Here is an 18,445-nt window from a genome sequence, read left to right on the forward strand (position 1 = left end):
CCGTTCCCCCTCTCCCCTCTCGGCGGGTTGAGTTCTCATCTCGGCGGGATGAGTTCTCCTCTCGGCAGGTTGAGTTCACCGGTCGCGGCCAGGGCGGCGCGGCCGGTGACTCGCGGGGTGTCGCCGGCGACGGTGACCCTGATCTGGGAGGGCCGGCCGAGCGCATGCCCCTGCACGATGGCCAGTTGGTCACCTGCCCGGCCGTGACGGCGCAGGAGGCAGGCGAGCGGGCCCGCGGCGCTCCCGGTGGCCGGGTCCTCGGTGATACCGGCGACCGGGTTGACGAAGCGGGCATGCACCCCGGCGCCGGGCTCGGCCGGATCGAGGGCGTACAGGTACACACCCTGGCCGCCGACATCGGGCAGCAACGCCCGCAGCCGGGCGGCATCCGGACGCGCGGCCTCGACGACGCGACGGCTTCGGAGCCCGACCATCAGATGCGCGGCGCCCGTGGAGACGACCTGTGCGACGGGCAGTCCGGCGGCCGCCCCCAGTCCGTCGCCGTCGACCCCGAGCGCCTCGGCAAGGGCGGCTCGGTCGGTCAACTCGGCCCCGTATTCGGCCGCCCGCTGTTCCAGGGTGACCTCGATGCGGCGGTTCCCGTCCGCGGTGATCTCGACCGGCAGCACCGTGGAGCCCAGCTGCTGGTGCCAACGCCCCGCGCCGCCGTGGGGGCCGAGCCGGCCCGTGGACGCCAGCCACCACCAGGCACCGAGGGCGTTGTGGCCGGCCCCGAACACCTCGATGCCCGCCGCGGTGAAGGAGCGCAGCCGCCAGGTGGCGCCGGGCTGCGCGGGCCGCAGCAGAAACGTCGTCTCCGCCTGGTGGAACTCGCGGGCGATGCGGGGCAGCAGCCCTTCGGGCAGCGCATCGGCGTCGGGAACGAGGGCCAGCGGATTGCCTTCCAGCGGCTGCTCGGTGAAGACATCCACCAGGGCGAACGGGGTGCTGTCGGCCATGGGTCGAGCTCCTCTCGGCGCGGTCGGTCCGCGGCCCAGGCTACGTCCGGGCCTGCTCCCCGGGTCCTTCTCCCCGGGCTCTTCTCCCCGGCGGGACGGCACCGTGGTCAGCAGTCACAGCAGCTGCAACCGTCACAGCAGTCGCAACCATCACAGCAGCTGCAACTGTCGCAGCAGTCACAGCAGTCGCAGTCCCGGCAGCACCCTTCGCGCTTCTTGCGCGACCACGGGCCCTCGTACTCCTCCGCGCAGCAGAGCTGGCAGGTGCAGCACAGCCCGATGGCGACCGCGCAGCCGGCGAAGAAGTTACGGGGCTTCTTCGGCTGGTGCGGGAACTGCGGCATCCCGCCGTTGTCACCGCCGGAGCCGCCACCGGAGCCGCCACCGTGGCCGCCGCCATGACCGCCGCCCGGACCGCCGGGGCCCATCGGACCGCCGCTGTAAGGGTTCTGAAGACCGTTCAGATGCTGCCCGCCTTGGGCGTACGGGCCACCGGCGGGTGCCTGTCCGGGCTGGGGAGGCTGCCCGTAGGGGGAAGGCTGCCCGTATCCGTTCCCGTACGGGTTCCCGCCCTGGCCGTCGTACGGGCCCGGCGCTCCGTGCCCCTGGTGGGAGCAGGCGGCCGTACCGAAGGCACGGTCCACCGACCGGCGCAGTTCGTGCACCAGCAGCACATGCACCAGGGTGGAGTCGGCGAACTCCACCTCGCGCAGCGCGAGGCGGATGCCGTGCAGTGCGTCGTCGCAGAGCCGGCGCGCCTGCGCGGCGGTGGCACCGGTGGCGGCGAGCGGGTTCCAGGCGCCCTCGGCGGCGTCCGCCGCACGGTCCTCCACGGCGTCGAGGAGATGGGCCAGCCGTCCGAAGAGCCGCCCGGCCTCGGCCAGCGGCGCGGCGTTACCGGGCCGGCCCGCCAGCACCGCGGTGTGGGCGAAGGCCGCGGCGGTCGCCGTCTCGGTCGGTTCGGTGATGACCGTCAGCGGTGTTCCGGGGCCGGCCAACTCCTCGATGACGAGCTGCCGGTCGACCGCGTCGACGAGTACGGCGGTGTCGAAGCCGACGGTGGCGCCGGTGCGCGCCCCGGCCCGGTCCCATCCCGCGGCGACCTTGCGCGCGGCGGCGGCCACGGGGCGGCGGCGCAGCGCTCCGTTCCCGTCGGCGACATGGTCGCGTATCTTCGCCGAGGCGAGCACGAGGGACACCGATGCCGCGAGGCGTGCGCCCTCCCCCTTCGCCACCGAGGCGGTGCGCATACCCCGCAGCGGGCAGGGCCCCGCGGTGCGGCGGCGGGCCTGCGCGGGGCCGGACTGCGCATCCGTCAGCACGGAGATGATCAACCCGTCGTAGTTCGTGACGACGCGGGCGAACTGCCCGTGATCGCCGCGCAGCGCGAGACAGAGACCGCACAGATGGGCCATCCACTCCGCTTTGAGTCCTTGGGACAGGCGATGGGTGCATGGCCTGACGATCCCGAACATGTGAAACCCCCGTAAGACGTCGGCGTGGACCGGCCCGGGCCGGCGCTCGCCGGCAGCGGCCGGAAAAATCGTACCGATCGCACCGCTGACCTGGACACACACCCCTCGCGCAGATCCGCGGATCCGCAGATCCCGGAAACTACTGACGTGTCGTCACCTCGACGGTGCCGGAACGCCGTCGGCCGGGGACCGTGCCCGAGACGGTCCGCCACCCGCCCGGGGGCCGTGCCCTTCTTCGGCCGCGTCCCGGTGGCGTGGGCCCGTACACCTCGCCCTCACGGCAGTGCGGCGGTCACTCCGCCGGGCCAGGGGAAGCGCCGGCGGAGCGACCGCGGGCCCAGGTCCACAGGAAGGCCGGGCCAGGCCGGGAATCGGGGAAAATCCCGCGGCACACCCCTATATACGGACCGCGTCCCGGGATGATTCAACCGGCTTCCGGATTCGTCGGAGCACGGTGCGCCGACGCGTCAGACCGCGCCGGGCTCGGCCGGCCCCGCCCCCGGATGGTGGCGCAGACGCGCGGCGAGGACGGCGACATCGTCCTCCGCGTGCAGGCCGTCGAGGCGGAGCAGGACCTCGTCGAGCACCTCCGTCACGCCCGCCCCGGCAGGCATCCGCACCCCGGCCAGCCGGGCCAGCGAGGCGTCGATGTCTTCGCCGCGCCGCTCGACGAGACCGTCGGTGAACATCAGCAGAGTGTCGGCGGGGGTGAGGGTGCGGGAGACGAGTTCGTAGCCCCCGGCCCCGGTGCCCAGGGGCGGGCCGATGGGGACATCGACGAGGCCGGCGACGCCCTCGCGGCTGAAGACCGCCGGGGGGAGGTGGCCCGCGCTGGCGAAGGCGGCGATCCCGCGCGCCGGATCGACCCGGGCCAGCAGACAGGTCGCCGGACGCCGGGACTCGTCCCCGGCCACGGCGGCGTCGAGTTGGCGCAGCACACGGTGCGGCGGCAGATCGGTCGAGGCGATATAGCGGAGGTGGGAGCGGTAGGCGTTCATGTCGACCGCCGCGTCGAGCCCGTGTCCCATGACGTCGCCCATGACGAGCAGGGTGCGCCCGTAATGGAGCCGCACCGTCTCGAACCAGTCGCCGCCGACCAGGGCGTGACCGCCGGAGGGCAGATAGCGGGTGGCGAGTTCGAGGTTGGGGTGCGGCCGGCCGGGCTCGGCGAGGAGTGCCCGTTGGAGGTCCATCGCCGTGCCCTGTACGGCGGCATAGCGGCGGGCCTGGGCGAGCTGGACGGCGGCGAGACGTGCCAGATACTGCGCGGTGGCGGTCTCGTGCGCGGTGAAACTGCCGCCCGCGCGCAGGGCCAGCAGCACACCGTAGTGGCGGTCGTGCGCGACGAGCGGCACCGACAGTGCCCCGGCGGAGCGGCCGCCCGGCAAGGTGGCCGCCGAGGCGACGGGGAGCCCCTCGTCCAGCGCCCGCAGGGCGGCGGCCCCGCCCTCCGGCCCGCCCGGACCCTCGTCGGGGAACCGTGCTTCCAGCACCTTGACCAGGCCCGCCGTCGCCACCCGTCGCAGCGCCGCCGGGGAAGGGGGACGGGTCCCGCCGCCCTCGGTGAGCAGGTCCACGGCGGCGGCGTCACACAGGTGCCGGCACAGGAAGCGGGACAGTTCGGCGCACGTGGTCTGCTCGTCCAAGGTGGTGCCGATCTGCTCGGCGGCTTCCTCCGTCGTGCGCAGACGGGCCACCAGGCGGTCATGATCGGCTTCCGGATCCGCATCCGAGCCATCCCGGTTCGACAAGGTCACCTCCAGGGCGCTGCGGCCCGCTTCCGGTGCGGCCCCGGCCATGATCCGCCGCCCTGGCCCCGGGCGGCCCCACGGCCCGCCGCGGCCGGGGCGCCGGTCCTCCGTGCGGCGGAGGCCACGGCCCGTCGGCACCCTCCCGCGGAGGTCAGCTGAGTACGCCCATGCCCAGTAGCCCGAAGAGAAGTGCGCCGACGAGGATCCGGTAGATCACAAAGGAGTTGAAGGAGTGCTTGGCCACGAACTTCAGCAGCCAGGAGATCGAGGCATAGGCGACGGCGAACGAGACGACGGTGCCGATGGCCAGCGGCGCGACGGCGGCACCGCTGCCGACGGCGTCCTTCAGCTCGTAGATACCGGCTCCGGTGAGGGCCGGGATGCCGAGGAAAAAGGAGAGGCGGGTGGCCGCGACGCGCTCCAGACCCAGGATGAGGGCGGTGGACATCGTCGCGCCGGAGCGGGAGAAGCCGGGGAAGAGGAGGGCGAGGATCTGGGAGCAGCCGACCCACATGGCGTCCTTGAGCGAGGTGTCGTCCTCACCGCGCTTGTGGCGGCCCATCCGGTCGGCCGCCCACATCACGCCACTGCCGATGATCAGCGAACCGGCCACCACCCAGAGGGAGGCGAGGGGGCCTTCGATCAGTGGCTTGGCGGCCAGGCCGACGACGACGATCGGGATGGTGGCGTAGATCACCCACCAGGCGAACTTGTAGTCGTGGTGGTAGCGCTCCTCGCGATCGCGCAGTCCACGGAACCACGCGCCGACGATCCGCACGATGTCCTTGAAGAAGTAGGCGAGCGCCGCGGCGATCGCGCCGACCTGGATGACGGCCGAGAAGCCGACCACGGTCCTGTCGTCGACGGGGATCCCCATCAGGCCTTCGGCAATCTTGAGGTGGCCGGTGGAGGACACCGGAAGGAACTCCGTCACCCCCTCGACGGCTCCGAGGACGACGGCTTGGCCGATGCTGATCGCGCTCATGGATTCCATTTCTGCGGACGGTGTGGCGTACGGCGCGGGTGCGCCGTGGTGCGTATGCCTCGGCACACAGGTCGGTGCAGCGACTGTACTGGGGGTGCGCCGGCCGGCCGAAGCGGCCTCGCGGACCGCCGCGGTGCCGGCCCGGCCGGGCGGTGGGGAGGCTCGCCGGGCGCTCGGCCCGGCGAGCCGGGCCGGGCAGACGGCAACTGCCGCGGGCCCGGGTGGCGGAGCGCCGCCGGGATTCGGTACGGATGAACACGGCTGAACGGTGCCCGTGACCGGCGACGTATAGACGAACAGGGGGCGGACGCCTGGACACCGGGCCATGTCGTCAACCCCACGCCTTGTAGGGTCCTTCACCCGTCCCGCACGCCATCCACATAAGGAGCCAGGATGCCGCTTGCCACGACTGTCACGGTTGTTGCCCCCACCACCACAGGGAGAAGGTCCCGGCGGCCCACCGACCGCTGGGAGGCCGTGTCGTGACACCTCCTCTCCGCTCCGCCTCCCCGCAGGACACCGCTCGGCCGCCCTCCGCCGACCGGCCCGCCGTCGCCGCGCGCTCCCCCGCCGCCGTGGCCAAGTCGGGGCCGCCGACCCCGGGAAAGCCCCGCGACGCGTTCTTCGACAACGCCAAATACCTGGCGATCGTGCTGGTGGCACTGGGCCACGCCTGGGAGCCGCTCTACGCGGGCAGCCGCAGTGCGGCCGCGCTCTACATCTTCGTCTACGCGTTCCACATGCCGGCCTTCATCGTCATATCCGGCTATTTCTCCCGCAGTTTCGATATGCGCCGCGACCGGCTACAGCGGCTGGTCACCGGAGTCGCCGTCCCGTTCATCCTCTTCCAGACGGCCTATGCACTGTTCCGGTACTGGGCCGGCGACATACCGAGCTTCACGGTCGACCTGCTGGACCCGTGGTTCGTCACCTGGTTCCTGGCCGCCCTGTTCATCTGGCGGCTCACCGCACCGCTGTGGCGGATCGTACGGTGGCCGGTGCCGCTGGCCCTCGCGATCGCCCTGTCGGCCTCCGTGTCCCCGGAGATCAGCAGCGACCTGGACATGCAACGGGTCCTGCAATTCCTGCCGTTCTTCGTCCTCGGCATGTGCCTGAAGGCGGAGCACTTCCATCTCGTGCGCTGCTGGGCGGCGCGCATTGCCGCGGTGCCCGTCCTCATGGCCGCGCTGGCCTTCGCGTACTGGGCCGAGCCGCGCATGAACGACGCATGGTTCTACCACACCGACAGCGCCCAGAAGCTGGGCGTTCCGTGGTGGTGCGGGGTGCTGATGCAACTGGCCATGTTCGGCTGCTCGCTGGTCCTCACGGCCTGTTTCCTGGCCTGGGTGCCCGGCCGCCGGACGTGGTGCACCGTACTCGGCGCCGGCACGCTCTACGGCTATCTGCTGCACGCCTTCCTCGCCAAGGCCTCCCGCTGGTGGGACTGGTACGACGCCGCCTGGGTCCACACCCCGTGGGGTGCCGTCGCCATCACGCTGCTCGCCGGTGCGATCGTGACGCTGCTGTGCACACCGCCGGTCCAACGTGCCCTGCGCTTTGCCATGGAGCCGAAGATGAAGTGGGCCTTCAGAGAGGAACCCTCCCGCGGTGCGCCACGAGGCCGTCCGACATGACGACACCGGGGCCCGGGTGAGCGTGGCCGTGGCAGTGGCCGTGGCGGCGGCAGCACTCCGGCCGCCGCCCGGCCCGGCACACCCGGAGACCGGGAGCCCCGTGCCTGCACCACCGCCTCACCGTCTACACCACGTGTAGACATCTTCCGGCGGCACCGCTTCCGCCACGGCCCCGATCGCCCTGCCGGATAGCATCAGTACTGTGGGCATGGCCCATACGCGCGGTGGTGGCTCACCTTGGGCCGACCGGATGCTTGACGTGACGTGATCGGAAGTGCCTGCGAGATGGCCAGCAGCCCTATGAGCCCAGGCCACCCGGACCCGGCAGAGGCACCGATCATGGATCCAGCCGCGACGGCACCGCCACCCCCGACCGGAATCAGCCTGCGCCAGCTGCTGTTGTCACTGGGCGAGCCCCTGGTGGAACTCCAGGCCGCACCCGCCGGACTGGACGTGGAGATCCGCAGCGTCGCACTGCTGGACCCGGAGGATCCGCCGATCACCCGCCCCGGTGAGCTGGTCCTCGCGATAGGGGCACGCGGCCGTGCCGCATTCCCCGCGCTGCGGGCCGGCGGGCGCGACGGAGCCGCCGCCGTCGCGGTCAAGCTGGACACTCCCGGACAGGCCGAGGCGCTCAGCGCGACCGCCGTCGAGGCGGGCATCGCGCTGCTGTCCGTACGGAGCGAGGCGCGCTGGGAGCAGGTGGACGCGCTGGCCCGCGCGGCGCTGGAGAGCCTGCCGCAGGGGCGCCCCGGCGAGGGGCCCGAGGAGGGCGATCTCTTCTCGCTGGCCCAGACCACCGCGATCCTCACCGGCGGCATCGTCAGCATCGAGGACACCGCCAACCGCGTACTGGCCTACTCCCGCTCCGCCGACTCCGACGAGGTCGACGATCTGCGGCGGCTGTCCATCCTGGGCTGGCAGGGTCCGGAGGCCTATCTGGCGCGGCTGCGGAAGTGGGGCGTGTTCCAGCGGCTGCGCGCCTCCGACGAGGTGATCCGGATCGATGCGCACGCCGAGCTGGGCATCCGCCGCCGGCTCGCGGTGGCCATCCGGTCCGGCGAACGTCAGCTGGGCACCATCTGGGTGCAGGAGGGCTCGGCACCGCTGACCGAGCAGTCGGACCAGGCCCTGCTGGGCGCGGCCCGGGTCGCCGCGCTCCACCTCGTACGCCGCCGCCGCGAGCTCTCCGCGGATCTGACGCTGACCCGTACGCTCGCGGCCGGGCTGCTGGAAGGCAGCACCGGGCCCCAGCCGCTGGCCGGCCACCTGGCCCTGGACGCGGCCCGCCCGGCCGCCGTCCTGGGCTTCTCGTACGGGGCCACCACCGAGGCCACCCTGCCGGAGCTGACCCGCGCCGAGGTCGGCAACCTGATCTCGGTGCACACCGCCGCCCGGCACCGCAGCGCCCTGGTCACCCAGATCGACTCGCGGATCTATGTGCTGCTGCCGCAGCTGCCGCGCAGCATCGACGTCGGCACGCTGCGCGGCTGGGGGCAGGCGATCACCGAGGCCGCCCGACGGCACCTGGGCCTGTCGTTGCGCGGGTCCGTCGGCTGCATCGTGCCGGGGCTCGGTGAGGTTCCCGAATCGCGCCGGGAGGCGGACCGGATCCTCGACGCCATGGTGGGTGCCGGCGTCACCACCACGGTCGCCGCGCTGCCGGACATCCAGGCCGAGGTGCTCGTCAGCGAAGTGCTGACGCTGCTCTCCGCGCACCCCGAGATGCGCGACCCCCGGCTGACCGCTCTGGTCACTCATGACAGCCGCAGCCAGGGGCAGTTGGCCGAGTCCGTCCTCGCCTATCTGAACTCCTTCGGCGATGTCCGGGCCGCTGCCGCCGAACTGCATGTGCACCCCAACACGCTGCGCTACCGGATCCGCCGGGCCGAGGAGCTGACCGGTCTCGACCTGAGCCGTCCGGATCAGCGGCTGCTGGCCATGCTCCAGCTGCGGCTGCTGCCCGCCCCCTGAGCCGGAGCGCGGCGCCCGGCGGCACGGTCGCGGGCCTCGTCGACGCTCGTCGGCCCTCGTCGGCCCACGTCGGCCGCGGGTGCACGGCGCCCCCCGCCGTCTCCCCGTGGAGCCGACGCCCGCGGCCCGGACCGCGCGGCCCGCCTTTGGTCCACGATTCTCCTAAACTGGGCGATATTGCTCCATTGAGCTGACGGGCTGGCGATGATGACCTCGGAGAATGCCCTCCCGGGCGGGTCGGACCGCGCATGGGACATGGCGCAGTCCGCGACGGCCGAAGTGGACGGACAGGGGCTGGTCGTGGCCTGGACCCGGGCGGCGGAGCGGCTGCTCGGCTATCCGGCCGAGGAGGTCCTCCACCGGCCCGCCGCGGAGCTGCTGGCGATGCCCGGCGACGAGGCCCGGGTGGCCGCCGTGGCCCGGTGGTGCCGGTCGGGGGACGGCTGGGGCGGATCGGTGGCGGCGCGCCACCGGGACGGCCGGGCTCTCCAGCTGGCGGTGCAGGTCACGCCCCTGCTCGACGGCTCCGGCCGGGAACGGTGGTCCGTCCTCGCCCTGGAGGAGTGGCGGATGCCGGGCGGCGGCGTGAACCAGCTGATGCTCGAACCGTTCCTGGCGCATGCGCCGGTCGGCATGGCGGTACTGGACACCGGGCTGCGCTACGTCTGGGTGAACGACGTGCTGGAGCGCCTGGTCCCCCTCGACCGGCGGCTGGGGAAAAGGGTGACGGAGGTGCTGCCGAAGCTGGAGGCCGAGGCGTTCGAGGAGCGGATGCAGCGGGTCCTGAAGAGCGGGGCGCCGGTGCTGGACTACGAATTCCGCAGCCCCACCTATGCGGACCCCCACCAGGAGCGCGCCTACTCGGCGTCCTTCTTCGTGCTGGAGGACCCCCGGGGCCGTCGTATCGGCGTCTGGTACATGGTCATCGACGTCACCGAACGCTGGCGGGCCCAGGAACGCCTGGCCCTGCTGAACGACGCCAGCGTGCGTATCGGCAGCACGCTGGACGTCACCCGCACCGCCCAGGAGCTGGCCGATGTCGCCGTGCCGGCGCTCGCCGACTTCGTCGCCGTCGATCTGCTGGATTCGGTTCTGAGGGGTGCGGAGCCGGTCCCCGGGCCGGTCGACAGCACCCCCACCATGCGCCGCTCCGGTCAGCAGTCGGTCCACGAGGGCTGCCCGGAGGCCGGCCTGGCCGTCGGGGAAGCCGTCCAGCGTTCCCCGTCGTCGCCCATCGCCCGCTGTCTGCTCAAGGGCGAGTCCCTGGTGGAACCGGTCCTGGACTTCGCCACCAGCTCCTGGGTCACCGAGGACCCGGTCCGGGCCGCCGTGATCCGCGCCTTCGGATTCCGCTCGGTGATGGTGGCACCGGTACAGGCCCGGGGCATCACCCTGGGCGCGGCGACCTTCTTCCGCTCGCGCCGCCTGGGGCCCTTCGTGGCGGACGACGTCCAGCTCGCCGAGGAGCTCGTCGCGCGGGCCGCGGTGTGCGTCGACAACGCGCGCCGCTTCACCCGCGAGCACACCGCGGCCCGGGTCATGCAGCAGAACCTGCTGCCGCACGAGCTGACCGGCGGATCCGCGCTGGAGGTGGCGTCGTGGTACTTCCCGGCGGATGCCCCCAGCGGTGTGGGCGGCGACTGGTTCGATGTGATCCCGCTGTCCGGGGCGCGGGTCGCCCTGGTCGTCGGGGACGTGGTCGGACACGGCATCAACGCCGCGGCCACCATGGGGCGGCTGCGTACCGCCGTACGCACCCTGGCCAACCTGGATCTGCCGCCCGATGAACTGCTGGCCCGCCTGGACGACCTGGTCATCGGCCTGGTGAAGACGCACCGCACCGATCCGCCGGCCGACGCCGGGAATCCGAGCGTGGCCTCGACGTTCATGGGGGCCACCTGCCTGTACGCCGTGTACGACCCGGTCAGCAGGCGGTGCAGCCTGGCGCGGGCCAGCCATCTGCCACCGCTGATCGTCGGCGCCGACGGCGCGGTGGAGTGCCCCGACGTGCCTGCCGGACCGCCGCTCGGCCTCGGGACGCTGCCCTTTGAATCCGTTGAACTGGAACTGGCCGAGGGCAGTCTGATCGCGCTCTACACCAACGGGCTGATCGAGACCTGTGACCGCGACATCGGTGTCGGGCTGTCCCGGCTGAGCGGCGCCCTCGCGGTGCCCGGCCGGACGCTCAAGGAGGTCGGCGGGAATGTGGTCAAGGCTCTGATGACCGGCCCGCCGTCCGATGACGCCGCGCTGCTCCTCGCCCGCACGCACGCCCTGGACGCGCATCAGGTCGCCTCCTGGGACCTGGCTGCCGACCCGGCCGTGGTCGGCAGCGCCCGCGCCCTGGCCGGGCAGCAGCTGTCGGAGTGGGGCCTGGACGAGCTGCTGTTCACCACGGAGCTGATCGTCAGCGAACTGGTCACCAACGCCATCCGCCACGGCACCGGACCGATCACCCTGCGCCTGATCCGGCAGGACGCCCTGATCTGCGAGGTCTCCGACGCCAGCAGCACCTCGCCGCGGCTGCGCCACGCCCGGACCACCGACGAGGGCGGGCGCGGGCTGTTCATCGTCGCGCAGCTCACCCGGCGGTGGGGTACCCGCTACACACCGATCGGCAAGATCATCTGGACCGAGCAGAGCATGCCGTCCGACACCGGCCCCTCCGGCGAAGCGGACTGAGCCCGGAGCGTACGAGGACCGGGCGGACGCCGGCGGGGCGCCGTCCTCAGCCCGCCCCGAGGACGCTCCGGACGCCGGCGCGCTCGCCCCCGCCGGGCACATGGCCGCAGTCGTCCCCGGCCGCGACGGGCCGGGCAACGAGACCGTGCCCCGGCAGGTCGACGTAGTCGCAGTCGGTGTCGGCCACGACGCGCCGAGGCGACGCACCGGACGGGCCGGCCGTCAGATGGGCGGTCACATAGGCCGCGCTGGTCCGGGTGATATCGCGGGTCAGCCCGAGGGGAAGCAGCGAGCGGGTCCCGGCGATCGCCTCGTCCTCCCCGGCGCGCAGCACCACCCGGATGTCAGGGGCCACACCGTGGGCGGCGACCGCGACGGCGATGTTGTCCAGTTCATGGGAGCCGACGGCGGCGAGCGCCCGCGCCCGCCCCAGCCCGAGCCGCGCGAGCACCGCCCGGTCCTCACCGTGCGCCAGCACCACGGGTATCCCCATCGACCGGGCGAGGCGCAGATTCGGAGCGGCGGGCTCGCGCTCGACGCCGACGACCGGGACCCCCAGCTGACGCAGCGTCTGGCACAGCCGCAGCCCCACCTGCCCCAGCCCCACCACGATGACGTGACCGGACCGGGGCAGCACCCGCGGTCCCAGGACGCCGACCAGCCGGGGGCCGATCAGCCGGTCGACGATGCCCGCGGTCAGCAGCGCGGTGAATCCCACCGTCACCAGCATCGCCACCGCGGACACCACCTCGTACACGGGGTGGCCGGGGTGCGGCGCGGCCGGTCCCACCCCGGCGACGACCCGTGCGGCCTCCAGGAAGGCGGTGCTGACCGGCTCGTGGAACACACCGACCAGCCACAGCCAGTCCGCGGCCAGTACGGCCACGATGCCCAGCAGTCCGATGAGCAGCAGCCGGGCGTCCGTGTCATGCGGCTGCAACTGACCTCGCAGCCGTCCGAGCAGCGCGCGCCGCCGGGCGCCCGTACTCGCCCGCCACGCCGTCTCCTCCAGCCGTCCGTCCGGCCGCCGGACCGCCACCGCGCCGTACCCGTCGTGCCATACGGCCAGGGCGTCGGGGTCCACACACAGGCCGGCCAGCGTCGGCGCCAGGAGGTCGGCGGGTGAGACCGGCACACAGTGGTGCAGCAGCAGCCGGAGCTGCTGCGCGACGGTGCGGTCGAAGACGGTGACGACGATCCGGACGGTGTCGCAGACATGCCGTACCGCAAGGGCATAGCGCAGCGCGGACAGATCGTCGCCCACCAGGACGGCCACACCGGCCGGCCGCGCGGCGAGGGCCCGGCGGAGGTCCTGGTCGTCCGGTGCGGCGAGATGGTCGACCGGATGCCCGCTCTCCCCCAGGGAGGCGCAGACCCGGCGCGCCAGCGTCGTCGCCCCGATCACCACCATCCCGGCGTCCTGGCCCACCGGACCCGTGGCCGGATCCGGCCCGGTCGCTTCGGCCTCGTCCACCGGGTGCTCCGGAGGATCCGCCGCCGCGGCGTCAGCCCTTCCTTCACCTGGTGTTGCCTCCCCCGACCCGGTGCCGTCGCCCGGCACTGATGGTGTGGACGGCGGAGCGTGCCCCGGGGCGGTGCGGGTCTGTCGGGCGGAGGGAAGGGTGGCCATGGAGTCCCCTTGCTCGTCGGCCGGTGAACTGGCCGAACTCACGCTAGGGCGCGCACGGCCCGAGGCATCTGTGCCGGTGACCAAGGGTTCGCCGGCGCCGTTGTCCGCCCGTACCAGGAGCCGCCCGGACGCCTGCGGGAACGGGCCCGGATAGCAGCCACCGGACCTCCGTCACCTCACATTCCTCGGAGCGCGAGCCCTTTTTCCGCCAATCTTCATTGGCCGGACGTACAGCTCTCGGAGGGGAATTTGTCCTCTCTCACAAATACGCCACCGCGCACCGCCACATACGCTTACGCAAATCCCAATCCGGACGTGATGCGGCTCACCTCTCACGAGGAGGGCGGGCCACAGCGCGGAGGCGCGATCAGCGCTCCCCCACCCGCGCAAAGGCATCCGAAGGCAACGGCCCGCTCGCCGCGCCTTCGCACGTCGTCAGGGCCATGATCGCCGCCTGCCGGCCCCGGCCCTCATGTGCGTCCGGCCACCGAGGCGATCCCAGCAGTCACCACATGCATGACCCCTCCAACCCTCAATGGATGTCGAGATGACTACACCTCCCCCCAGCCCCGTGGCCGCTCCGCCCGCACCGCCCGGGAACGGGCAGGCTCCGGAGCAGTCAGGGCTTCAGTCGGGCCTCAAGAACCGCCATCTGTCCATGATCGCCGTGGGTGGGGTCATCGGCGCCGGTCTCTTCGTCGGCTCCGCCTCCGGTATCGCCGCGGCCGGGCCCGGCATCCTGCTGTCGTACGCCCTGGTGGGCGCGCTGGTCGTGTTCGTGATGCGGATGCTCGGTGAGATGGCGGCCGCCAACCCGACCTCCGGCTCGTTCTCCGCCTACGCGGACCGGGCACTCGGCCGCTGGGCCGGTTTCTCCATCGGCTGGCTGTACTGGTTCTTCTGGGTCGTGGTGCTCGCCGTGGAGGCGACCGCCGGTGCGGCGATCCTGACCAGCTGGGTCCCGGCCGTCCCGCAGTGGGCCTGGGCGCTGATCGTGATGGTCGTCCTCACCGCCACCAACCTCGCCTCCGTCGCCTCGTTCGGCGAGTTCGAGTTCTGGTTCGCGGGCATCAAGGTCGTCGCCATCGCGGCCTTCATCGTCCTCGGCGGCCTGGCGATCTTCGGTGTACTGCCCGGCTCCGACAACGCGGCAACCGGCTTCGCCAACCTCACCTCCCATGGCGGCTTCCTGCCGAACGGGCCCAGCGCGATCCTCACCGGTGTGCTGATGGTCGTCTTCTCCTTCATGGGCAGCGAGATCGTCACCCTCGCCGCCGGTGAGTCCGAGGACCCGCAGCGCGCGGTCACCAAGGCCACCAAGAGCGTCATCTGGCGAGTCGGCATCTTCTACCTCGGCTCGATCCTCGTCATCGTCTCCCTGCTGCCGTGGAACGACCCCTCGATAGCCAAGAAGGGCTCGTACGTCGCGGCCCTCGACTCCATCGGCATCCCGCACGCCGGCCAGATCATGAACGTCATCGTGCTGACCGCCGTGCTCTCCTGCCTGAACTCCGGCCTCTACACCGCCTCCCGGATGGCCTTCTCCCTCGGCCAGCGCGGCGATGCCCCGAAGGCCTTCGCCCGGACGAACTCGCGCGGCGTCCCGCAGGCCGCGATCCTCGCCTCGGTCCTCTTCGGCTTCGTCGCGGTCGGCTTCAACTACCTGTGGCCGGACACCGTCTTCCAGTTCCTGCTGAACTCCTCGGGCGCGGTCGCGCTCTTCGTCTGGCTGGTCATCTGCTTCTCGCAGCTGCGGATGCGCGGCATCATCCTGCGCGAGAACCCCGACAAGCTGGTCGTCCGGATGTGGCTGTTCCCGTACCTGACCTGGGCGACCATCGCGATGATCTCGTTCGTGCTGGTCTACATGCTCACCGACGACAGCGAGGGCGGCGGCCGGATCCAGGTGCTGCTGTCGGTGCTCCTGGCCGTGCTGGTGGTCGGGGTCTCCCTGGTCCGCGACCGGCTCGGCCGCAACACCGCAGAGAAGGCGGCCGTCACCTCCCGCTAGCCGGCGGACCTGCCGTACGGCCACCGGACGGTGTGCCGTACGGTCGGCGGTGTGCCCTGCACCGCTGGCCGTACGGCACACCGGCGATATCACCGCCCGACCAGCGCGCACTGCTCCGCAGCTGCGCCCACGAGCCCACCACCGGAAGGCCGCCGAACAACAATGCCCGTCTTCAGACGCCGCAAAGGCAGCCTTCCCCGCCTGGTCCCCGAGCTCGACGACGTCACCCTGGGCCGGGTCCGGCGACGGGTCGAGACATGCTGGTCCCGCGGTTCCCTGGACACCGCCGTGATGGCCCTGATGTCGGATGTGATCGACGAGGCCGGCCAGGACTGGGACCGCAAGGCCCACCGCCTGGCGGTGCTCGCCGGATCGGCGGGGCGGTCGCTGCCCGGCATCTGGCGGCAGCACAGCCCCAAGGACCACGGCGCCTTGCTGCTGCACGCCTGGTCGGACCTGATCCAGGCCCGGCAGCAGGATTCCACCGTCGATCTGCACGCCACCCGCGAGACCTGCCGGCTCGCGGCCGAGCTGCTCCCCGCCGACCCCACGCCGTGGACCCTGTATCTGGCCACGCTGCGCCTTGAGCGGAGCCCCTCCACGGAGCTGGCAGCGATCTGGCGCGAGATCAAGGCCCGCGACCCCTGGAACCGCGAGGCGCATCTCCAGGCCCTGGGCTATCTGTCGCCGGACGAGTGCGGCTCCAGCGCCCTGGTGCTGGATCTGCTCGACGGTGTCCGCTCCCTGATGCCGCCCGATGCCCCGGCCGCCGGTCTGGAGCTCACCGCGCTCGTCCACGGCCATCAGCGAGCGGTCGCCGGCGGCGGGATGACGGCCCTGGGCGCCGGCGAGATCTGGCGGCGCCCCGACGCCGCCAGGACACTCGACCAGGCCGCGCACTACTGGCCGAGCCCGGGGTTCCTCCACCACGCGGCGGCCCTGGCCGATCTCAATCTGCTGGCCTACGCCCTGCTCAAGGCCGGCCGGACGGCCGAGGCCGGGACCGTACTGCACGTCACCGGAGGCGTGGCGACGCCCTGGCCATGGGGCATGGACGGCGAACCGCTGGAGCGCTACGCGCACTTCCACGGCCGTTATGCGAGCGGTGACCCCGACGACGGCGGCGCGGGGCGTGCCGCTTCCCGGCGGCGTTGACGGCCGGAGCGGGCCGACCGGCGAACGGGCCGCGCCCCTGGGGCGTGTGTGCGAGGGCCGGAGCGTGTGTGCGATGAGATAGCCGGAACGGGTGGTTTTGTCGCCTCTTGCGGCGGATCGGGAGTGTCCCGACACCTTCCAGGGGATTTCCTCCTCGAAGAGGGTTGGGAGATTCGCATGCGCAACACCGTCAGCACAGGCCGCGCCGCGGCAACTGGCGGCTGGCGCGTGCTGGTGTTCGTCGCGTTGCTGGCCCTGCTGCACGCCGCACTCACTCCGAGTTCCCCCCATGGCCCGGCCCCCGATGCCCACGGCTGCCCGCCCCGGGCCGACGCTCCCGCCGTACCGGGCCCGGCCGCGGGGCCCTGCCTCGCCGCGGGGCCGGTGCTGGCGTCGACCGGAGGCAGCGGAAAGCACCCCGGCAGCGGCGTCCGTCGCCTGTGCGACGCGTCGGCCTGCCATCTGCGCCATCAGGTCCCGACCGGGTCCGGTGGCAAGGCTCTGGGGAACTCCCCCGTCGAGCAGACCCTCACCACGTCCAAGGACGTGTCTTCCGGGGCCGCCGTCACGGCCGCCGCCCCCGCATCGCCACCACGCGTGGCCGTCCTGCGCTGCTGAGCCGACCCGGCCGCCTTCGCCGACCCCCTCCCGTCACGGGACCGTGGGGCGATCGCGGCCTGCCGTCGTCAGCTCTCGGCACTTCCACCGCAGGAGATCCGGCATGCCCCTCGACGTCTTTGCCGCTCTTGGCGCGCTCGTCCGCGCCGAACTCGTACGCAACAAGCCGCAGCCCCCGCGCGCACCCGCCGACGACGCCGTCCCGCAGCAGCCGGCCATCCCGGCGCCCCCGCCGTCGGCCGATCCGCCGCCGACCGAGCCGCCGCCGGCCACCGCCCCCGCCGCGGCCCCGCCCCCCGCCCGCCCGGGCCTGTTCTCCAGGATGATCCGGAAGCTGGCCGCGCTCTTCAGGTAGGACGGATGCGCCCTGGCGCACGGCGGCCCGTCCACCAGCGGCCCGCCCGTGCACGAGGCACGCCCGTACGGCACGGCCTCCGGAGCCCCGACGGGCCCCGCCGCACCGTTTGTCGGTCTCTCCGGTGGACGCCATCCTGGGGACATGGCCCCCGTTGCAGGCCCGGACCCGGTGTCCGGCTGGGCCGTCCGGCGTCCTGGCCCGATGGCCTCCGGGCCGCTGGCCCCCGTCCGCCGTCCCGCTCCCGAGCCGGGCCCCGACGACCTGTTGCTCACGGTGGAGGCCTGCGGGGTGTGCCGTACGGATCTGCATCTGGCGGAGGGGGACCTGCCTCCGCACCGGCCGGCGACCGTACCGGGCCATGAGATCGTCGGCCGCGTGGTCGCCACCGGCGAGGCGGTGACGGCGTTCCGCACCGGCGACCGGGCCGGCGGGGCCTGGCTGCGCAGCACCTGCGGCAGCTGCCGGTATTGCCGTGCGGGCCACGAGAACCTCTGTCCGGCGTCCCTGTACACCGGCTGGGACGCCGACGGCGGATTCGCCGATGCCGCCCTCGTCCCCGCGGACTTTGCCTACCCGCTTCCGGACGGCCAGGACGCCACCCTGCTGGCGCCGCTGCTGTGCGCCGGGATCATCGGCTACCGCGCGCTGCGCCGCAGTGCACTGCCGTCCGGCGGCAGGCTCGGGATCTACGGGTTCGGCGCCTCGGCGCATCTGGCCGCACAGGTCGCACTGGCCGAAGGCGCGACCGTCCATGTGCTGACCCGGTCCGCGCGCGCCCGTCAACTCGCCCTCGACCTGGGCGCATCCTCGGCCGGCGGTGCCTACGACCGCCCTCCCGAACCGCTGGACTCGGCGATTCTCTTCGCGCCGGTGGGCGATCTGGTGCCGGTGGCGCTTGAGGCCCTCGACCGCTCGGGCACGCTCGCCGTTGCCGGTATCCACCTCACCGACATCCCCCCGCTCCACTATCAGCGCCATCTCTTCCTTGAGCGGAATCTGCGCAGCGTGACCGCCAACACCCGCCAGGACGGCCGCGAGTTCCTGGCCACCGCGGCACGGATCGGCATCCGGGTCACCGTCAGCCCCTACCCGTTGAGCCGCGCCCCGCAGGCGCTCGCGGACCTGGCCGCCGACCGGGTCGAGGGGGCCGCCGTACTGACACCGGGCTGACGGGCGCGACGGCGCCCGTCGTGGCGTCATGGCCGTCGAGCCG

13 protein-coding genes are annotated in these 18,445 nt (G+C 72.8%); 8 read left to right on the plus strand and 5 right to left on the minus strand.

Annotated features, from left to right (window positions below; translation table 11 throughout):
- Window positions 1-35: 35 nt before the first annotated feature.
- From M8I34_RS19145 to M8I34_RS19160, 4 genes are all read right to left on the minus strand, one after another.
- Window positions 36-959 (minus strand): PhzF family phenazine biosynthesis protein, encoded by a 924-nt coding sequence (locus tag M8I34_RS19145; RefSeq protein ID WP_250050642.1) that lies wholly within the window; start codon window positions 957-959, stop codon window positions 36-38.
- 107 nt (window positions 960-1,066) lie between these two features.
- Window positions 1,067-2,434: a DUF5685 family protein gene (locus M8I34_RS19150; RefSeq protein WP_250050643.1), complete on the minus strand. Its 1,368-nt coding sequence runs from the start codon at window positions 2,432-2,434 to the stop codon at window positions 1,067-1,069.
- Between the two features lie 467 nt (window positions 2,435-2,901).
- The gene (locus M8I34_RS19155) at window positions 2,902-4,233 is read right to left on the minus strand and encodes a PP2C family protein-serine/threonine phosphatase (RefSeq protein ID WP_250050644.1); all 1,332 of its coding nucleotides are present in this window, start codon (window positions 4,231-4,233) and stop codon (window positions 2,902-2,904) included.
- A gap of 103 nt (window positions 4,234-4,336) precedes the next feature.
- Window positions 4,337-5,170: an undecaprenyl-diphosphate phosphatase gene (locus tag M8I34_RS19160; protein ID WP_250050645.1), complete on the minus strand. Its 834-nt coding sequence runs from the start codon at window positions 5,168-5,170 to the stop codon at window positions 4,337-4,339.
- Between the two features lie 482 nt (window positions 5,171-5,652).
- Here M8I34_RS19160 and M8I34_RS19165 point away from each other — a divergent pair, with 482 nt between their 5' ends.
- From M8I34_RS19165 to M8I34_RS19175, 3 genes are all read left to right on the plus strand, one after another.
- On the plus strand, window positions 5,653-6,804 hold the full coding sequence (locus M8I34_RS19165; protein WP_374210939.1) for an acyltransferase family protein: 1,152 nt from the start codon (window positions 5,653-5,655) through the stop codon (window positions 6,802-6,804).
- 339 nt (window positions 6,805-7,143) lie between these two features.
- Window positions 7,144-8,778, plus strand: coding sequence for a helix-turn-helix domain-containing protein (locus M8I34_RS19170; RefSeq protein WP_250050646.1), 1,635 nt, complete (start codon window positions 7,144-7,146; stop codon window positions 8,776-8,778).
- A gap of 204 nt (window positions 8,779-8,982) precedes the next feature.
- On the plus strand, window positions 8,983-11,460 hold the full coding sequence (locus tag M8I34_RS19175) for a SpoIIE family protein phosphatase (RefSeq protein WP_250050647.1): 2,478 nt from the start codon (window positions 8,983-8,985) through the stop codon (window positions 11,458-11,460).
- 46 nt (window positions 11,461-11,506) lie between these two features.
- On the opposite strand, the gene M8I34_RS19180 is transcribed toward M8I34_RS19175, so the two are convergent.
- Window positions 11,507-12,934, minus strand: coding sequence for an NAD(P)-binding protein (locus M8I34_RS19180; protein WP_250050648.1), 1,428 nt, complete (start codon window positions 12,932-12,934; stop codon window positions 11,507-11,509).
- A gap of 703 nt (window positions 12,935-13,637) precedes the next feature.
- Here M8I34_RS19180 and M8I34_RS19185 point away from each other — a divergent pair.
- The 5 genes from M8I34_RS19185 (at window position 13,638) to M8I34_RS19205 (ending at window position 18,402) form a co-directional block, all read left to right on the plus strand.
- Window positions 13,638-15,101, plus strand: coding sequence for an amino acid permease (locus M8I34_RS19185; protein ID WP_250050649.1), 1,464 nt, complete (start codon window positions 13,638-13,640; stop codon window positions 15,099-15,101).
- A gap of 162 nt (window positions 15,102-15,263) precedes the next feature.
- Complete coding sequence (locus tag M8I34_RS19190; protein WP_250050650.1) at window positions 15,264-16,256, plus strand: hypothetical protein; 993 nt, start codon at window positions 15,264-15,266, stop codon at window positions 16,254-16,256.
- A 177-nt stretch (window positions 16,257-16,433) separates the two neighbouring features.
- Window positions 16,434-16,874 carry a hypothetical protein gene (locus M8I34_RS19195; RefSeq protein WP_250050651.1) on the plus strand — a complete coding sequence of 147 codons (441 nt, stop codon included), beginning with the start codon at window positions 16,434-16,436 and terminating at the stop codon, window positions 16,872-16,874.
- Between the two features lie 103 nt (window positions 16,875-16,977).
- The gene (locus M8I34_RS19200) at window positions 16,978-17,229 is read left to right on the plus strand and encodes a hypothetical protein (RefSeq protein WP_250050652.1); all 252 of its coding nucleotides are present in this window, start codon (window positions 16,978-16,980) and stop codon (window positions 17,227-17,229) included.
- 144 nt (window positions 17,230-17,373) lie between these two features.
- Complete coding sequence (locus M8I34_RS19205; protein ID WP_250050653.1) at window positions 17,374-18,402, plus strand: zinc-dependent alcohol dehydrogenase family protein; 1,029 nt, start codon at window positions 17,374-17,376, stop codon at window positions 18,400-18,402.
- Window positions 18,403-18,445 lie beyond the last annotated feature (43 nt).

Source organism: Streptomyces sp. MCA2 (assembly GCF_023544705.1).
GTDB lineage: Bacteria > Actinomycetota > Actinomycetes > Streptomycetales > Streptomycetaceae > Streptomyces > Streptomyces decoyicus.

What these genes read in the sequence shown, in the direction of transcription:
- M8I34_RS19205 (WP_250050653.1), top strand. Translation starts at nt 17,374, where the DNA reads ATGGCCCCCGTTGCAGGCCCGGACCCGGTGTCCGGCTGGGCCGTCCGG.
- M8I34_RS19185 (WP_250050649.1), top strand. Translation starts at nt 13,638, where the DNA reads ATGACTACACCTCCCCCCAGCCCCGTGGCCGCTCCGCCCGCACCGCCC.
- M8I34_RS19145 (WP_250050642.1), bottom strand. Translation starts at nt 959, where the DNA reads ATGGCCGACAGCACCCCGTTCGCCCTGGTGGATGTCTTCACCGAGCAG.
- M8I34_RS19195 (WP_250050651.1), top strand. Translation starts at nt 16,434, where the DNA reads ATGCGCAACACCGTCAGCACAGGCCGCGCCGCGGCAACTGGCGGCTGG.
- M8I34_RS19160 (WP_250050645.1), bottom strand. Translation starts at nt 5,170, where the DNA reads ATGAGCGCGATCAGCATCGGCCAAGCCGTCGTCCTCGGAGCCGTCGAG.
- M8I34_RS19150 (WP_250050643.1), bottom strand. Translation starts at nt 2,434, where the DNA reads ATGTTCGGGATCGTCAGGCCATGCACCCATCGCCTGTCCCAAGGACTC.
- M8I34_RS19190 (WP_250050650.1), top strand. Translation starts at nt 15,264, where the DNA reads ATGCCCGTCTTCAGACGCCGCAAAGGCAGCCTTCCCCGCCTGGTCCCC.
- M8I34_RS19155 (WP_250050644.1), bottom strand. Translation starts at nt 4,233, where the DNA reads ATGGCCGGGGCCGCACCGGAAGCGGGCCGCAGCGCCCTGGAGGTGACC.
- M8I34_RS19175 (WP_250050647.1), top strand. Translation starts at nt 8,983, where the DNA reads ATGATGACCTCGGAGAATGCCCTCCCGGGCGGGTCGGACCGCGCATGG.
- M8I34_RS19200 (WP_250050652.1), top strand. Translation starts at nt 16,978, where the DNA reads ATGCCCCTCGACGTCTTTGCCGCTCTTGGCGCGCTCGTCCGCGCCGAA.
- M8I34_RS19170 (WP_250050646.1), top strand. Translation starts at nt 7,144, where the DNA reads ATGGATCCAGCCGCGACGGCACCGCCACCCCCGACCGGAATCAGCCTG.